The organism is Clostridium intestinale DSM 6191 (assembly GCF_900130055.1).
Classification (GTDB): Bacteria; Bacillota; Clostridia; order Clostridiales; family Clostridiaceae; genus Clostridium_T; species Clostridium_T intestinale.
The window spans coordinates 249237-264594 of the sequence record NZ_FQXU01000005.1; the positions used below are offsets into that span (position 1 = coordinate 249237).

Genomic DNA, 15358 nt, shown 5'->3' on the forward strand with positions numbered 1-15358 from the left:
AAATGCCTATTGAAGAATTGAAGAATTGAAGAATTGAAGAATTGAAGAATTGAAGAATTGAAGAATTGAAGAATTGAAGAATTGAAGAATTGAAGAATTGAAGAATTGAAGAATTGAAGAATTGCACCAATGATCGGTAGACACGCACTGCTTATCTGTAGAAGTTCGAAGAACTTCATCAAATTCAATCTCTTCCTCAGCGTCAGTCTAATACTTATTGGTAAAAAGGAATCTAACGAGACTAGGGAAGAAGTCTCTACAGAATAGAAGTGCAGCTTCAATCAAATCCTTTTAGAAATTTAAGAATACTTTTTTATAAAAGATGAATAATGAGTAGGAAGAAAAGTAGGCTACCCTATGTCAAAATGTCAAAATGTCAAAATGTCAAAATGTCAAAGTGTCAAAATTTCATTATGTTGTTGTGTCGTACTTAGAAGGAATCTAACGAGACTAGGGAAGAAGTCTCTACAGGATAGAAGTGCAGCACCAGTCTAATCTTTTTTTTATATTAAGAATAAAGTAAACTTTTTTATAAAAAGAGCTTGCAAATAAGTCACAGAAAAAGTAGACTGCGCTAAGAAAGCAAGAAAGCAAGAAAGCAAGAAAGCAAGAAAGCAAGAAAGCAAGAAAGCAAGAAAGCAAGAAAGCAAGAAAGCAAGAAAGCAAGAAAGCAAGAAAGCGAGAAAGCGAGAATTCTATTTTAGAGGATTAAGCTTAATTTCAATGATTCCTTTTTAGGCTCAGGAATATATATAGATATATATCTTTCTATATAACTATATATAGTGTTAATGCGGGTTTGAAGGTTAGAGCCTCTAAACTATAACCTAAAAGTTCTAAGATTTCTTTAAGTTCATCTTCAGAAGATGTTTCAAACTCAACAAGGGAAAATGACAATAAGTGAATGATCGTAAAGCGCTTAAGAAAAATACATTAGCTTGTTGCTAATTTAACTCCGAGGTTAAAGGCGTTTTCACAATCTATTGGGAACTGTTCATCTTTTATTTTAGCTTTATGCACTTCATTAAATTTAGTGGCTTCATATTTAGAATAATCGTCAAATTGATAGGTATCTGCAGAAACTAAATATTCTAACGCTCCATTAAGAATTTGAAGACTTCCCTTATATCTATTAAATAAAACATCATAATCTATTTTTTCTATAAAATCTTTTGGGACATTCATGGTATAAATAAATCCAGATGATATTGTTTTAGGGAATACTGAGCGTGAACCCTCATTATAGGAAAGGTTAGAAAATAATAAACGCTCTAAAAAGGACTGCATTTCTCCTGTAATATTGCCGAAGTATATAGGAGAACCTAAAATCAAGGCATCACATTGAGAAACTTTTTCTAAAACCTCAGTTAAATCATCTTTTACAGCACATCTAGCTATAAATTTTGTATTTTTTCTTTTACAAGCAAAGCAGCTAATACAACCTTTGAAATTTAAATCATATAAATGTATTAATTCTGTTTGGGCACCTACAGAACTTGCTCCTTCTAAGGCTTTGTTTAATAAAGTAGCTGTGTTTTTAGTTTTTCTTGGGCTACCATTAATAGCAAGAATTTTCATGTTTTAAATCAACTCCTCAAAAATATGGTTTAACTTTAACACAATTATATCAAAAGTAAGAAAAGGATGGTATTAAGTTTATATACCATCCTTAAAAACATCTATATTTCTTCTAGAGCAGTTTTAGCTATAAGAATATCTTCTTCAACACTTCCACCGCTAACACCTATAGCACCAACTATACGTCCACTTATAATAATAGGAATTCCTCCGCCTACAGCAGTGATATTTTTTATATTTTGTAAAGTATAGAGAGGTTTTCCAGGTAATATAAGTTTTGATAGATTTTCAGTTGACATTTTTGTTGCAACGGAAGTGTATGCTTTATTTAGAGATAAAGAAACACTTATTAAAAGGGCATCATCCATTTTATGTTGAGCAATTAAATTTCCACCCTCGTCAACTATAGCAATAACTACAGGAATATTTATTTCTTTAGCTTTATTTTCAGCTTTAACTAATAATTTTTTGGCTATATCTAAGGTAAGTTTATTTGGTTTTAATGAACTAACTAAGTCTGAGGTTATTTTTTTTACCATATCTTCATTAATCATTTAAATAACTCCTATATTAAATAAATTTTATCTACCATAAAGCTATTATATAATTTGCATTATTTTTATACAGGTAAATTAGAAATTTATAATTTGTAAAATTAAAACCAAGACTTAAATTTACCTAATTTTAGTTACAATAGTGTTATTAATGTTTTTAGTAGATGTGTTACCATATTAATTATCAGATATTGTAAACTAGGGGGATAATCATGAGATTAAAAGATATTGAATTAAATAAAGCTGATTTAATGAGAATAATACAAGAAACTGTTCCAGGCAAACAAATAACTATGGCTCATGTGATAGCAAGTCCTGATTCTATAATATACAAAAAGCTTGGATTAGATCCTAAGATTGATTATAATAGGGCAGCGATAGGTATATTAACAGTTACTCCAAGTGAAACTGCTATTATTGCAGCAGATATTGCAATTAAAACTTCTGCTATAGATATTGGCTTTATTGATAGATTTAGTGGAACTTTAATTATCACAGGAATGATATCGGATGTGTCTATTGCTTTAGAATCTATTTTAAGTTATACACAAAATACTTTAGGTTTTGATGTTTGCAATGTAACTAAAGCGTAGGTGGTAAAATGAAAAAAATTATGTTTGTAGGAAGAACTGGAGCTGGTAAAACTACATTAACTCAAGCTTTGAAGGGAAAAGAAATAAGCTATCACAAAACCCAGTATATTAATAATTTTGATGTTATTATAGATACCCCAGGAGAATATGCAGAAAATAGAACCTTAGCTAGGGCGTTAATATTATATTCATATGAGGCTGATATTGTAGGACTTCTTATGAGTTCTCTTGAAGAATATTCTTTATATAGTCCTAATATAGCTGCTGGTGCAACTAGAGAGATTATTGGAATTGTAACACAAATTGATAAAAAGGATTCTAGACCAGATTTAGCAGAGGAATGGTTAAGACTTGCAGGCTGTAAAAAGATTTTTCATATAAGTTCCTACACAGGAGATGGAATAGCTAATCTAATAGACTATTTAAAGGAAGAAGGAGATATACTTCCTTGGGATAAAAAGTTTTAAATTTACAATGAAAAGGTTTAAATTTTACAAACTTTGAATAAGGAGGGGAAAATGAGAAAAATTTTGATGTTGGCAGGTGATTATACAGAAGATTATGAGGTGATGGTACCTTTTCAAGCATTAGAGATGGTGGGATTTAAAGTAGATGTGGTATGTCCAGATAAAACCGAAGGAGAATATATTAAAACTGCGGTTCATGACTTTCAAGGGGATCAGACTTATAGTGAAAAGCTTGGTCATAACTTTTTACTTAACTGTTCTTTTAGTTATTTAAAACTTGAAGAGTACGATGGTCTTTATATAACAGGGGGACGGGCACCTGAGTACTTAAGGCTTAATAAAAGAGTTATAGATATAGTAAGATATTTTATGGAACTAAATAAGCCTGTAGCTGCTATTTGTCATGGAATTCAGATTTTAACAGCAGCTGATGTTGTAAAGGGAAGAAGATTAACTGCATATAATGCAATAAAACCAGAAGTTATAATGGCTGGTGGTGTGTTTATAGATAAAAATGCAGATGAAACAATTGTAGATGGGAACTTGGTAACAGCTCCAGCATGGCCTGGTAATACTACTATATTAAGAGATTTTCTTAAGCTTTTAGAGGTTAAAATAAAATTATAATTTTGATAGTTTTTAAGCATGAAAGTAATTTATATTAAGTTACTTTTGTGCTTTTTTTAATTTTTACATAGTTTTAATTTTACAATATTTAAGTTTGAAAAGTATTACATGGATTTTGAGCGTGTACTATATAATGAGGTTGCACGAAAAAAGTTTTTATAATTCTAAAGGAGGAATTAAATTGATATCTAAAGGATTTTCAAAACCAACTGAAAGAGTAGAAAGATTAAAAAGAATGATTGTTGATGCAACACCATATGTAGAATCAGAAAGAGCGGTGCTTGTAACAGAGTCATATAAAGAAACTGAAGGTTTATCTCCTATATTAAGACGTGCTAAAGCTGTAGAAAAAATATTCAACAATTTACCTGTTACTATTCGTCCAGATGAGTTAGTAGTAGGTGCTATTACTAAAAATCCACGTTCAACTGAAATATGCCCAGAATTCTCATATGAGTGGGTGGCTAAAGAATTTGATACAATGGCTACAAGAGTTGCAGACCCATTTGAGATTCCAAAGGAAACTGCTAGAGAGTTAGAAGAAGCATTTAGCTATTGGGAAGGAAAGACTACAAGTGCTCTTGCAGATTCTTATATGTCTCAAGAAGCTAAAGATTGTATGTCTAACGGAGTATTTACTGTAGGAAACTATTTCTATGGTGGAGTAGGTCATATATGTGTTGATTATGGCAAGATATTAAAGAAAGGTTTTAGAGGAATTATTGCTGAAGTAGTTGAAGCAATGAATAGAATGGATAAAAAAGATCCTGACTATATAAAGAAACAACAATTCTATAATGCAGTGATTATTTCTTATAATGCAGCAATTAACTTTGCTCATAGATATGCAAATAAAGCTAGAGAATTGGCAACAGTAGAATTAAACCCAACTAGAAAAGCTGAGCTTTTACAAATAGCTGCTAACTGTGATAAAGTTCCTGAAAACGGTTCAAGTAACTTCTATGAAGCGTGTCAATCTTTCTGGTTTATTCAAATAATGGTTCAAATAGAGTCTAACGGACATTCAATTTCACCAGGACGTTTTGACCAATACATGTATCCATACTTAAAAGCTGATAAAGGAATTTCAAAAGAGTTTGCTCAAGAACTAGTTGACTGTATTTGGATAAAACTTAATGACATAAATAAAACTCGTGATGAAATATCAGCTCAAGCATTTGCAGGATATGCAGTGTTCCAAAATCTTTGTGTTGGTGGACAAAATGAAGAAGGATTAGATGCTACAAATGAAGTTTCTTATATGTGTATGGAAGCAACTGCACATGTTAAGTTACCAGCACCATCTTTCTCTATCCGTGTATGGCAAGGTACTCCAGATGAGTTCTTATTAAGAGCTTGTGAAGTAGCTAGATTAGGTTTAGGGGTTCCAGCTATGTACAATGATGAAGTTATTATACCTTCATTAGTAAATAGAGGAGTTTCTCTTAGAGATGCACGTAACTACTGTATTATAGGTTGTGTTGAGCCTCAATGTCCAAATAAGACAGAAGGTTGGCATGATGCAGCATTCTTTAATGTAGCAAAAGTATTAGAAATTACATTGAATAACGGTAAGGTAGGAAATAAGCAATTAGGCCCTGCTACTGGAGAGATGACAAGCTTTAAGAGTATAGATGATTTCTATGTGGCATTTAAGAAACAAATGGAATATTTCGTTTATTACCTAGTTGAAGCAGATAACTGTGTTGATTATGCTCATGCAGAAAGAGCACCACTTCCATTCTTATCAGCTATGGTTGATGATTGTATAGGAAGAGGTAAATCAGTTCAAGAAGGTGGAGCAATCTACAACTTTACTGGTCCTCAAGCATTTGGAGTTGCTGATACTGGAGACTCTGTATATGCAATACAAAAACATGTATTTGAAGACAATACTATAACAATGGAACAACTTAAAACCGCATTAGATGCTAACTTTGGCGCTTGTGAAGAAACTGTTGCATGTACAAGTACTAGCACTATGGATGCTACTGAAATGCAAATATATGAAGCAGTTAAGAAGATTTTAAGTAATGCTGGGTCTATAGATTTAGCTGATATCCAAAATCAAGTTATTTCTGGATTTAAAGCATCTCAATCTCAAGTTTCAGGAGATTTTGAAAGTATAAGAAGACTTTTAGATAATACTCCTTCTTTCGGAAATGATATAGATGAAGTTGATATGGTTGCACGTAAATGTGCTCAATTATATTGCTTTGAAGTAGAAAAATACACAAATCCTCGTGGAGGTCAATTCCAAGCAGGAATCTACCCAGTATCTGCAAACGTATTGTTTGGTAAAGATGTTGCAGCATTACCTAATGGAAGACCAGCGAAGAAACCACTTGCAGATGGTGTATCACCAAGATCAGGAAAAGACCATTCAGGTCCAACAGCAGCAGCAAATTCAGTTGCTAAATTAGACCACTTCGTAGCTTCTAATGGTACTCTTTATAATCAAAAATTCTTACCATCAGCAGTTGCTGGAGATACAGGATTACAAAACTTCTCATCTGTAGTAAGAAGTTACTTTGATCATAAAGGTATGCATGTTCAATTTAATGTTATAGACAAGCAAACATTATTAGCAGCTCAAAAAGATCCACAAAAATATAAAGATCTAGTTGTTCGTGTTGCTGGATATAGTGCTCAATTCGTAGTACTAGCAAAAGAAGTGCAAGATGATATTATAAGCCGTACAGAACACACACTATAATCTTAAAAATCCCTTATAAGTTTTATAAGGTTAAGGGAGATGAGCATAATGAATACGATTAATTATAGAACTGAAGGAACTGTGTTTGATATACAAAGATTTTCAATACACGATGGACCAGGAGTTCGTACCATAGTATTTTTGAAAGGATGTCCTTTATCATGTTTATGGTGCAGCAATCCTGAATCGCAAAAATTAAAACCCGTTTTAATGTATCAATCAATGAATTGTATTCATTGTGGAAAATGCATTTCAGCATGTAAGTTAGGTGCTATAAATCCTAATAACAAGAACTTTATAGATAGAGATATTTGCACAGCATGCGGTGAATGTGTAAATGTGTGTCCAACAAGTGCTTTAACTTTAAAAGGTAAAAAAATGACTGTAGAGCAGGTTATAAAAGAGCTTAAGAAAGACGCTATAGTATATAGACGTTCAGGAGGCGGAATTACCTTATCTGGAGGAGAACCTTTAGTTCAGTCAGAATTTGCAAGAGAATTATTAAAAGCTTGTAAGGCGCAAGGATGGCATACAGCTATAGAAACTACAGCTTATGCAAATACAGAAACTATTGAAGAAGTATTTCCTTATATTGATTTAGCGCTAATGGATATAAAAAGTGTAGATAGCGAAATGCATAAAAAATATACAGGAGTTCCAAATGAAAAGATTCTAGAAAATGCTAAACTGGTTTCTAAAATAACCAAAATGGTAGTTAGAGTACCTTTAGTACCTGATTTTAACTCAAGTGAGAAGGATATTTTAGAACTTTGTGACTATGTTAAAACACTTAATGATATTAATACAGTTCATTTATTACCATATCACACTTATGGCGAAAATAAGTATGATTTGCTTGGAAGAGATTATCTTATGAAAAAGACAAGAGCTTTTGCTTTAGGTGAAGTTGAAAAACTTCAAAAAATCATAGAAGAGCAAGGAATTAAGTGTGTTATTGGTGGCTAATTATTATATTTTAAGGATGGAGGATTTAAAATGGATCAACAATTGATCGAAAAAGTAATGAAACAGGTTTCTAGTGAATTAGGAATTCCTCTAAAGGAAGAAAAAAGTGAGGTTAAAGAAAGCTGCAAAACTTCTGGAATAGGAGTTACAGAATTTGTAGGTACTGCAATTGGTGACACTATTGGATTAGTTATTGCTAGCGTAGACCCTTTACTTACAGATGTTATGAAATTAGGTAAATATCGTTCTATAGGAATTATAGGTGGTAGAACTGGCGCAGGTCCACAAATAATGGCAGTAGATGATGCTGTAAAGGCTACAAACACAGAAGTAATTTCTGTTGAACTGGCAAGAGATACTAAGGGCGGTGCAGGTCACGGAAGTTTAATTTATATAGGAGCTGATGATGTTTCAGATGCTAGAAGAGCAGTTGAAATAGCTCTTGCAAGTTTAGATAAGTATTTTGGAGATGTTTATGCTAATGATGCAGGACATTTAGAGTTCCAATATACAGCTAGAGCAAGTTACTGCTTAGAAAAAGCTTTTGGAACTCCACTTGGAAAAGCTTTTGGTATGGTTTGTGCAGGACCAGCTGCTATAGGAACTGTTTTAGCAGATGTTGCTGTTAAGGCTGCAAATGTTGATGTAGTTGGATATTGTTCACCAGGTGGTGGAACTAGTTACTCAAACGAAGTTATATTAACTTTCAGCGGTGATTCAGGAGCTGTTAGACAAGCTGTTAGAGCATCTATAGAAGTTGGTAAGAAACTATTAGGGGCTTTAGGAGATGAACCTAAGTCATCTACAACACCATATATCTAAGAAAATAAAAATAAGGATTACCTAAAATTTAAGGAGGCATATATATGAATTCAGATGCATTAGGAATGGTTGAGACAAAAGGATTAGTTGCAGCTATAGAGGCAGCAGATGCTATGGTTAAAGCAGCTAACGTTAATTTAATAGGATATGAAAAAATAGGTTCAGGGTTAGTAACAGTTATGGTTCGTGGAGATGTTGGAGCTGTTAAGGCAGCTACTGATGCAGGAGCAGCTTCTGCAAGATTAGTAGGAGAGGTAGTATCTATACACGTTATTCCTCGTCCACATACAGACACTGAAAAAATTCTTCCTAAATTTGTATAGAAGATAATAGAGCAGGAGGTATAGGATGGAAATAGATGAAAAAACACTCAAAGAATTAGTAAATAGAGTCATAGAATTATTTCAATCCGAAAGCTCTAGGCAAAATATTATTGTTCCTAAAAAGAAACTATATGTTATTTTTACGGAAGAATTTAATGAAAAGTATTCAACCTTTTTTGAAGATTTAGATAAACAAAATGAATATGAAGCTTATGCCATAGTTCCAGAAGAAGTATGTAATGAGTCTTTAATAAATACTCTAAAGCAGTTTAAGTTCTGTAAAGAGGTAATTTCTAGAGACAAAGTCAACGTAAATGACTTAGATGAATACCTCACAGTGTTTCCAACAATATCGAAAACCATTATAGCTAAAACCGCGCTATGTATTGGAGATACATTTGAAACGAATTGGATTTTTAATAGCATGGAAAAAGGGCAAAAAATAATTTTAATACAATCTGGTCTTGAAAAATTTAGCGGTAAAGAGCCTGTAGCATATAGAAATAAGATATTAGATTATTATAGAACCTTGTTGGAATTTGATGTAGAAATAACTAATGATATATTCCAAGTAAGTTCTAAAAATTTCTCAATTGTAAATGAAAAAGTCACACACACACACACTACACACGAATGCACAGGGAAGCAAATAATTACAGAATATGAAATTGAAACGCTTAAAGAGTATAACAAAATAGTATTAAAACCTGGGGATATTATTACAGAGATGGCTAAGGATAAAGCTCGTAGCTTAAATATTGAAATTGTAAGAAAAGGGCTATAAGAATCAATGATTTTCATAAAATGCGGATTTATCCGTGTTTTATGAAAATTAAATAAACTTAAAGTGAGGTGACAAGATGAAAGAAGCATTAGGTTTGGTTGAAACAAGAGGACTATCAACTGCAGTTTTGGTTGCTGATACAATGGTTAAAACATCCAATGTCAATATAATAGATATTGAAAATACAAAGGGACTTGGATACATGACTATTAAGATTTCAGGAAATGTAGGGGCAGTAAATGCAGCTGTAACAGCAGGAAGGCAAATTGCTCTTGAAAACAATGCTTTTGTTTCTGCTAAAGTGATTCCAAGACCTTCAAATTATATAGAAGGTACCTTTTGTCAGCCTAAGAAAGAAGAGACAAAGCCTAAAGAGGAAGACAATCCATTAGAAAATGAAGTTTCTGAAAAAACTTCAGATTTTAAGATAGTTGAAGTTGCTAGCTCTGAACCTAAAATAATGGAGCTAGAAAATAAGGTAGAGAAAAAATCTCAAGAAATAGAAGAGTTAAAGGAAGTTAAAGAAGAAAAATTTCTTCAAAAAGAAAGTGAAATAAAAGAAGAAGCTATTCAAACTTCTATAGATATATCAAAAGAAACGCCTAATACAGAAAATGCTCAGTCAGAAGAAAAGAAGATCAAAAAAAATAGTAGAAAAAAGAAAGAACCTAAAAAGGATAGTGATGATAAAGCTTAAAAACTACTAATTAGGAAAGGACTGTAATACCATGTATATGGCAAAAGTGGTTGGTAATGTTGTTGCCACAAGAAAAGATGAATCATTGGTTGGATATAAGTTAATGGTTGTTAAAAAAATAGATGCTAAAGGTGAATTTATTGATTCAGAAGAGGTTGCAGCTGACTATGTTGGGGCTGGAATCGGAGATTATGTGCTATTATGCAAAGGATCGGCTGTTCGTGTTAATGATCAAAAACATAAGGTTGCCATCGATATGGCTATCATTGGAATTATAGATACCATTGATGTGTAAAAATCAAGGTATTTTAATTTAATAGCTTAGAAAGGAGGCAGACATGGAATTAGGATATAATTTTTTTAATAGAAAAGAGCTAAAAAGTGGAGTTTTTCCTTCTGTAAATGATGCTGTTTTATCTGCTTTAGGTGCATATAACCAATATAATAAACTGACTTTAAATGAAAGACAGGAGATTATAGATGCTGTAAAGAAAAAACTATTAGATAAGGTAGAAGAAATTGCTTATATGACAGTTAAGGAAACTGACATGGGAAACGTGGGGGATAAGATTCAGAAACTAACTTTAGCAATAAACAAAACTCCAGGAGTAGAAGATTTAATCACAGAGGTAAAAACAGGGGATAACGGTATGACCTTGTATGAATTATCTTCGTATGGTGTAATTTGTGCAATTCATCCATGCACTAACCCATGTGCTACATTAATTAGTAATACTATTGGAATGCTTGCAGCAGGAAACTCAGTTGTTCATTGTCCTCATCCAAGAGCTGTTAATGTATCTAAATATGTTACTGAAATAATAAGTGTAGCAATAAGAGAAACATGTGGAATTGACAACTTAGTTGTAACATTAAATGAAATTTCTATAACTTGCACAGATGAAATTATGAGTCATCCTGATATAGCTATGATTGTTACAACAGGTGGTAATAATGTTCTAAGACAAGCTATGTCATCAGGAAAGAAGGTTATAGGAGCAGGGCCTGCAAATCCGACTACAATTGTAGATGAAACTGCGGATATTAAAAAGGCTGCAAGAGATATTGTAAAGGGAGCTTCTTTTGATAATAACATTATGTGTATATCTGAAAAGAGTATTGTTGTTGTGGACTGTATAGCTGATTCTCTAGTAGAAGAGCTTATAAGAAATGATGTATATTACGTTAATAATGATGAAGAAATGCTTAAGCTTACTCGTGCAACTTTAACAAACGATATAACCTTAAATAAAATATTAGAAGGTAAAAGTGCAAATGAGATTTTAGCTAAAGCAGACATAAAGTGCGAAAGATATATTAGGCTTATAGTTGTTAACACAATAAAGCAACATCCTTTTGCTACAGTGGAAATGCTTATGCCTCTAATTCCTTTAATAAGAGTTAAAAACTTTGAGGTAGCGCTAGAAACTGCTATAGAAATAGAACAAGGATTTAGACACACGGCTACTATACATTCTCAATCAATTGATAGGCTTAATATTGCTGCAAAAGAAATGCAAACCTCAGTGTTTGTGAAAAATGGTTCATCTTTAGTAGGTATAGGAGTTAACGGTGAGGGTGATACAAGTTTTACTATTGCCACAGCTACAGGAGAAGGGACTACAACAGCTAGACACTTTGCAAGAAGAAGACGTTGTTCTTTGACAAGTGGTTTTTCAATCCGTTAAAACAGGAGGGAAATCGTTGAAAAGTATATATATAAAAACAAAAATATATTCAGGAGAAAATTCGTTAAAACATTTAGAGCAATTTAAGGATACTAGTATTTGGATAATATGTGATGGATTCCTTGTTAAAAACGGAAGTTTAAATTCATTATTAAGTTTTATTCATAGTAGCAATAAAGTTTCAATTTTTGATGAGGTTGTTCCAGATCCACCTTTAAATGTCATAGGTAAGGGCGTTGCCATTAGTAAACAAGTTACCCCACAGGTTATAGTAGCTTATGGCGGAGGTTCTGCAATAGATACAGCTAAAGCAATAATATACTTTGCTAAAGAGAAGAACTTTATTGCTAAAGTTAATTTTATAGCAATACCTACAACAAGTGGAACTGGTTCTGAGGTAACTTCAGCAACGGTTATTACTGATACAGAAACAAAAACTAAACATATAATTTTTGATGATTGTATGTTACCAGATGAGGCAATTTTAGATGCAAATCTAACAGTTTCTGTACCCCCTGTTATTACAGCTAATACAGGAATAGATGTTTTAACCCACGCAATTGAGGCTTATGTTGCAAAAGGTGCTAATGTTTATTCAGATGCTTTAGCAGAGAAAGCTGTAGAGCTTGTTATGGACTCTTTAATAAAGTGCTATAGAGAAGGAGATAACCTTGAAGCTAGAGGAAAGATGCTTGAAGCATCAAATATAGCAGGGATGGCCTTTAATATATCTGGGCTTGGTATAAATCATAGTATTGCTCATCAAATAGGTGGTAGGTTTCATGTTCCTCATGGTCTTGCAAATGCCTTACTTTTAACAGCTGTAATAGATTATAACAGCAAAAAAACTGAGGTTTTAAGAAAATATGCTAAACTTGCCTATAAAGTGGGCATGGTTGAAAGAATTCAAACTGATGAATTTGCTGTAGAAGTTTTAAAAACCTATATTAAATCTATTAAAAGTATCATGAAGATGCCAGTTAACTTAAAAGAATGTGGTGTGGATAAAGACGAGTTTGAAAAAGCAAAAGCTCAAATGTCAAAAGCTGCATTTAAGGATGGATGTACTTCAGCAAATCCTAGAGAAGTGTCAGAATTTGAAATAGAGATGATATTGGAATCAGTATACTAACCTAACCTTAACATGATAGAATATATGTAGATGTATTCTTATGGTGTATAAAGGAGAGGATTAAATGAATGAATTCTACAACAGAGGAAAATTTGAAAACTTTGCTAATAACGAGGAAATAGATGAGGCGATAATCAATAAGTTTAATATTGCTAACTTGTTTGGGAAAGAAAAACTAGAAAACATTCAAGAAAAGATATCTAAAGCAACAGGCTTAGCTTTTGTTACGGTAGACTATAAGGGAGAACCTATCACAAAGATGACATCCTTTACAGATTTTTGCTGTGAGATAAGAAAAAATAAAGATGCTGCCTGTATATGTAAATCTTCAGATGCTTTTGGAGCCATTCAAGCTGCAGTTACACAAAAAAATAGTGTCTATTTCTGTCCTTGTGGGTTGTTAGAAATAGCAATACCAATAATAGTAAGAGGACATTATCTTGGTGGATTCATTGGAGGACAAGTAAGGTGTCTAGATGCTCCGCCAGAAGTAAGTGAACTTAGCAATGTTATAAAACACTCTCAAAATTATAAAGAAGATAAACATAAACAGGAACTGTTTAATAAAACACCTTTATATGAATATGAGAAATTTATGAGTGTTGCAGATTTAATATCATTAATTATAAATCAATTGGGAGAAAAAGAAGCATTTAGATTAGTGCAAAAAAGTTCTTTGAAAAAGCAAGTAGAGGAGTTAACTGTTTCTAACAAACAATTAGAAATAGAAAACGAATTAAAGAATATAGAATTAATAAATTCAAGGGCTCAATTAAACCCATATTTCTTAGTAAGTGTTTTAAACTCGATTTCAAATTTAGCTACCATAGAAGATTCACCTAAAACTAATGAGATGATAATAATGTTTTCTGAGTATTTAAAACAGAACTTAGCACATTCAAAAAGTTATGCTTATTTATCAGAGGAATTTGAAAATGTTGAAAAATATCTAAAGATCCAAAAAATAAAGTATGGAGATTTATTAGATTATTCAATAAACATCTCTGAAAGCATGAATATGCAAAGAATACCTTGTCATATCATTATACCTTTTGTTGAATATGCTGTCTATTTTGGTATAGCAACTAAAAATGAAGGTGGTAAGGTTGAAATTGAGGCTTATTATGAAAATGACGATGTTATTATAAGTATTTCTGATAACGGATCAGGGCTTAGTAGTGAGTTAATAGCTAAAAGATTTAAGTTATTTAAAGGTAATTATGAAGGGGAATCTATTCAGATTAGTATTGAGAATGCAAGAAAAAAACTCATAACCTTATTTAGTGAAAAGTACGATGCTTTTATAGAGAATATAGAAGGTAAGGGCACCAAAAGTATTATTAGATTTCCAATAAAGTTTAACGAAAGGAATGTCTAGATAAATGTATCGTGTATTGATTGCAGATGATGAGCCGTTAATGAGACAGGCTCTAAAAGTTATGATATCGAAGGTAGATGGTTTTGAGGTTGTATATTCTGTAGGTAATGGAGAGCAGGCTGTTCAAATATGTAAAAGTAATAGTATAGATATAGTGTTTATGGACATTATGATGCCTGGAGAATCAGGTATAGAATGCAGCAAAAAAATATACGAACACAATCCAAATACTATTATATTTATAGTTTCTTCATATAATAATTTTGATTTTGCTATTGAGGCTTTAAAATCAAAAGTAAAAGCATATATCTCAAAGCCAGTTTCTTTTGAGCAGATAGAAGCTTTACTAGAAAATCATAAATCTGAAAATGAAGTTAAAAATTCAAAGGGAATTGAAGGCAAGTCCGATGAGATATTCTCAATTATGAAAGAAAAGGATTTCAAAAGGATATACTATGAAATTCCTAAGATAGTAGACTCTATATATGATAATGAAAATACAGATTTAGAGTTATTAAAAGAAAATTTTATAAATATAGGGAAAGAACTTATGGATTCTATAGGTTTATCAAAAAATGAAATAGAAAAAATAGAAGAGCTTTTTCCTATTAATAATTTTCAACATAAGGAAAAAAGATATTTTGAATTTTGGCTTTTTAAAGTTATGAATTATGTTTTTCAACAAAATAGTATTAAAAAGTATAGTTTGCTTAAGACGGTTTTTGATTATATAGAAGATCATATTGAGGAAGATATTGGGTTAAATGAAATAATAAATAATTGTTCAGTAAGCCAAGGGTACCTAAGCAGAATTTTTAAAAGACAATTTAATGTAAGCGTAATGGAATACTTGCATATGAGAAAAATAAATATGGCGAAAAGCTACTTTTGCTTTACAGATTTAAGTATTACAGATGTGGCATTTAAACTTGGATATAACGAAAGTAGTTACTTTAGTAAAGTGTTTAAGAAGTATGAGAATATGACAGTTTATAGGTATAAGAAAATGTTATAGAATCTCAAAGGCAAGGTA

16 protein-coding genes are annotated in these 15358 nt (G+C 31.9%); 14 read left to right on the plus strand and 2 right to left on the minus strand.

Features of this window, described 5'->3' with window-relative positions; all coding sequences use genetic code 11:
- Window positions 1-933 precede the first annotated feature (933 nt).
- Window positions 934-1578: a flavodoxin family protein gene (locus BUA92_RS07730; protein WP_073018418.1), complete on the minus strand. Its 645-nt coding sequence runs from the start codon at window positions 1576-1578 to the stop codon at window positions 934-936.
- A 101-nt stretch (window positions 1579-1679) separates the two neighbouring features.
- On the minus strand, window positions 1680-2132 hold the full coding sequence (locus tag BUA92_RS07735; protein WP_073018420.1) for a GlcG/HbpS family heme-binding protein: 453 nt from the start codon (window positions 2130-2132) through the stop codon (window positions 1680-1682).
- Window positions 2133-2344: 212 nt separating this feature from the next.
- On the opposite strand from BUA92_RS07735, the gene BUA92_RS07740 reads away from it, so the two are divergent.
- From BUA92_RS07740 to BUA92_RS07805, 14 genes are all read left to right on the plus strand, one after another.
- Window positions 2345-2725: a BMC domain-containing protein gene (locus BUA92_RS07740; RefSeq protein ID WP_073018422.1), complete on the plus strand. Its 381-nt coding sequence runs from the start codon at window positions 2345-2347 to the stop codon at window positions 2723-2725.
- Window positions 2726-2733: 8 nt separating this feature from the next.
- On the plus strand, window positions 2734-3192 hold the full coding sequence (locus BUA92_RS07745; RefSeq protein WP_073018424.1) for a EutP/PduV family microcompartment system protein: 459 nt from the start codon (window positions 2734-2736) through the stop codon (window positions 3190-3192).
- 51 nt (window positions 3193-3243) lie between these two features.
- Window positions 3244-3819: a DJ-1/PfpI family protein gene (locus tag BUA92_RS07750; RefSeq protein WP_073018426.1), complete on the plus strand. Its 576-nt coding sequence runs from the start codon at window positions 3244-3246 to the stop codon at window positions 3817-3819.
- Window positions 3820-4000: 181 nt separating this feature from the next.
- Window positions 4001-6535, plus strand: coding sequence for a glycyl radical protein (locus BUA92_RS07755; RefSeq protein ID WP_073018428.1), 2535 nt, complete (start codon window positions 4001-4003; stop codon window positions 6533-6535).
- A 45-nt stretch (window positions 6536-6580) separates the two neighbouring features.
- Window positions 6581-7501, plus strand: a complete 921-nt coding sequence (locus BUA92_RS07760) for a glycyl-radical enzyme activating protein (RefSeq protein WP_083553463.1) — start codon at window positions 6581-6583, stop codon at window positions 7499-7501.
- A 30-nt stretch (window positions 7502-7531) separates the two neighbouring features.
- The gene (gene pduB / locus BUA92_RS07765; RefSeq protein WP_073018431.1) at window positions 7532-8323 is read left to right on the plus strand and encodes a propanediol utilization microcompartment protein PduB; all 792 of its coding nucleotides are present in this window, start codon (window positions 7532-7534) and stop codon (window positions 8321-8323) included.
- Between the two features lie 44 nt (window positions 8324-8367).
- On the plus strand, window positions 8368-8646 hold the full coding sequence (pduA, locus tag BUA92_RS07770; protein ID WP_021800762.1) for a propanediol utilization microcompartment protein PduA: 279 nt from the start codon (window positions 8368-8370) through the stop codon (window positions 8644-8646).
- A gap of 25 nt (window positions 8647-8671) precedes the next feature.
- Window positions 8672-9430: a hypothetical protein gene (locus BUA92_RS07775; protein ID WP_073018432.1), complete on the plus strand. Its 759-nt coding sequence runs from the start codon at window positions 8672-8674 to the stop codon at window positions 9428-9430.
- 76 nt (window positions 9431-9506) lie between these two features.
- Window positions 9507-10127, plus strand: coding sequence for a BMC domain-containing protein (locus tag BUA92_RS07780; protein ID WP_073018433.1), 621 nt, complete (start codon window positions 9507-9509; stop codon window positions 10125-10127).
- A 37-nt stretch (window positions 10128-10164) separates the two neighbouring features.
- The gene (locus BUA92_RS07785; protein WP_341411918.1) at window positions 10165-10422 is read left to right on the plus strand and encodes a EutN/CcmL family microcompartment protein; all 258 of its coding nucleotides are present in this window, start codon (window positions 10165-10167) and stop codon (window positions 10420-10422) included.
- A 43-nt stretch (window positions 10423-10465) separates the two neighbouring features.
- The gene (locus BUA92_RS07790; RefSeq protein ID WP_073018434.1) at window positions 10466-11815 is read left to right on the plus strand and encodes an aldehyde dehydrogenase family protein; all 1350 of its coding nucleotides are present in this window, start codon (window positions 10466-10468) and stop codon (window positions 11813-11815) included.
- 16 nt (window positions 11816-11831) lie between these two features.
- Window positions 11832-12947, plus strand: a complete 1116-nt coding sequence (locus BUA92_RS07795; RefSeq protein WP_073018435.1) for a 1-propanol dehydrogenase PduQ — start codon at window positions 11832-11834, stop codon at window positions 12945-12947.
- Window positions 12948-13011: 64 nt separating this feature from the next.
- Entirely contained in the window at window positions 13012-14325 is a 1314-nt protein-coding gene (locus BUA92_RS07800; RefSeq protein ID WP_073018436.1) for a sensor histidine kinase, read from the plus strand.
- A 4-nt stretch (window positions 14326-14329) separates the two neighbouring features.
- Window positions 14330-15340 (plus strand): response regulator transcription factor, encoded by a 1011-nt coding sequence (locus tag BUA92_RS07805; protein WP_073018437.1) that lies wholly within the window; start codon window positions 14330-14332, stop codon window positions 15338-15340.
- The last annotated feature ends 18 nt before the right edge of the window (window positions 15341-15358 follow it).

Excerpts from the sequence above, each read along its gene's own strand:
- BUA92_RS07730 (WP_073018418.1), bottom strand. The coding sequence starts at position 1,578 with ATGAAAATTCTTGCTATTAATGGTAGCCCAAGAAAAACTAAAAACACA.
- BUA92_RS07735 (WP_073018420.1), bottom strand. The coding sequence starts at position 2,132 with ATGATTAATGAAGATATGGTAAAAAAAATAACCTCAGACTTAGTTAGT.
- BUA92_RS07740 (WP_073018422.1), top strand. The coding sequence starts at position 2,345 with ATGAGATTAAAAGATATTGAATTAAATAAAGCTGATTTAATGAGAATA.
- BUA92_RS07745 (WP_073018424.1), top strand. The coding sequence starts at position 2,734 with ATGAAAAAAATTATGTTTGTAGGAAGAACTGGAGCTGGTAAAACTACA.
- BUA92_RS07750 (WP_073018426.1), top strand. The coding sequence starts at position 3,244 with ATGAGAAAAATTTTGATGTTGGCAGGTGATTATACAGAAGATTATGAG.
- pduB (WP_073018431.1), top strand. The coding sequence starts at position 7,532 with ATGGATCAACAATTGATCGAAAAAGTAATGAAACAGGTTTCTAGTGAA.
- pduA (WP_021800762.1), top strand. The coding sequence starts at position 8,368 with ATGAATTCAGATGCATTAGGAATGGTTGAGACAAAAGGATTAGTTGCA.
- BUA92_RS07775 (WP_073018432.1), top strand. The coding sequence starts at position 8,672 with ATGGAAATAGATGAAAAAACACTCAAAGAATTAGTAAATAGAGTCATA.
- BUA92_RS07780 (WP_073018433.1), top strand. The coding sequence starts at position 9,507 with ATGAAAGAAGCATTAGGTTTGGTTGAAACAAGAGGACTATCAACTGCA.
- BUA92_RS07785 (WP_341411918.1), top strand. The coding sequence starts at position 10,165 with ATGGCAAAAGTGGTTGGTAATGTTGTTGCCACAAGAAAAGATGAATCA.
- BUA92_RS07790 (WP_073018434.1), top strand. The coding sequence starts at position 10,466 with ATGGAATTAGGATATAATTTTTTTAATAGAAAAGAGCTAAAAAGTGGA.
- BUA92_RS07800 (WP_073018436.1), top strand. The coding sequence starts at position 13,012 with ATGAATGAATTCTACAACAGAGGAAAATTTGAAAACTTTGCTAATAAC.
- BUA92_RS07805 (WP_073018437.1), top strand. The coding sequence starts at position 14,330 with ATGTATCGTGTATTGATTGCAGATGATGAGCCGTTAATGAGACAGGCT.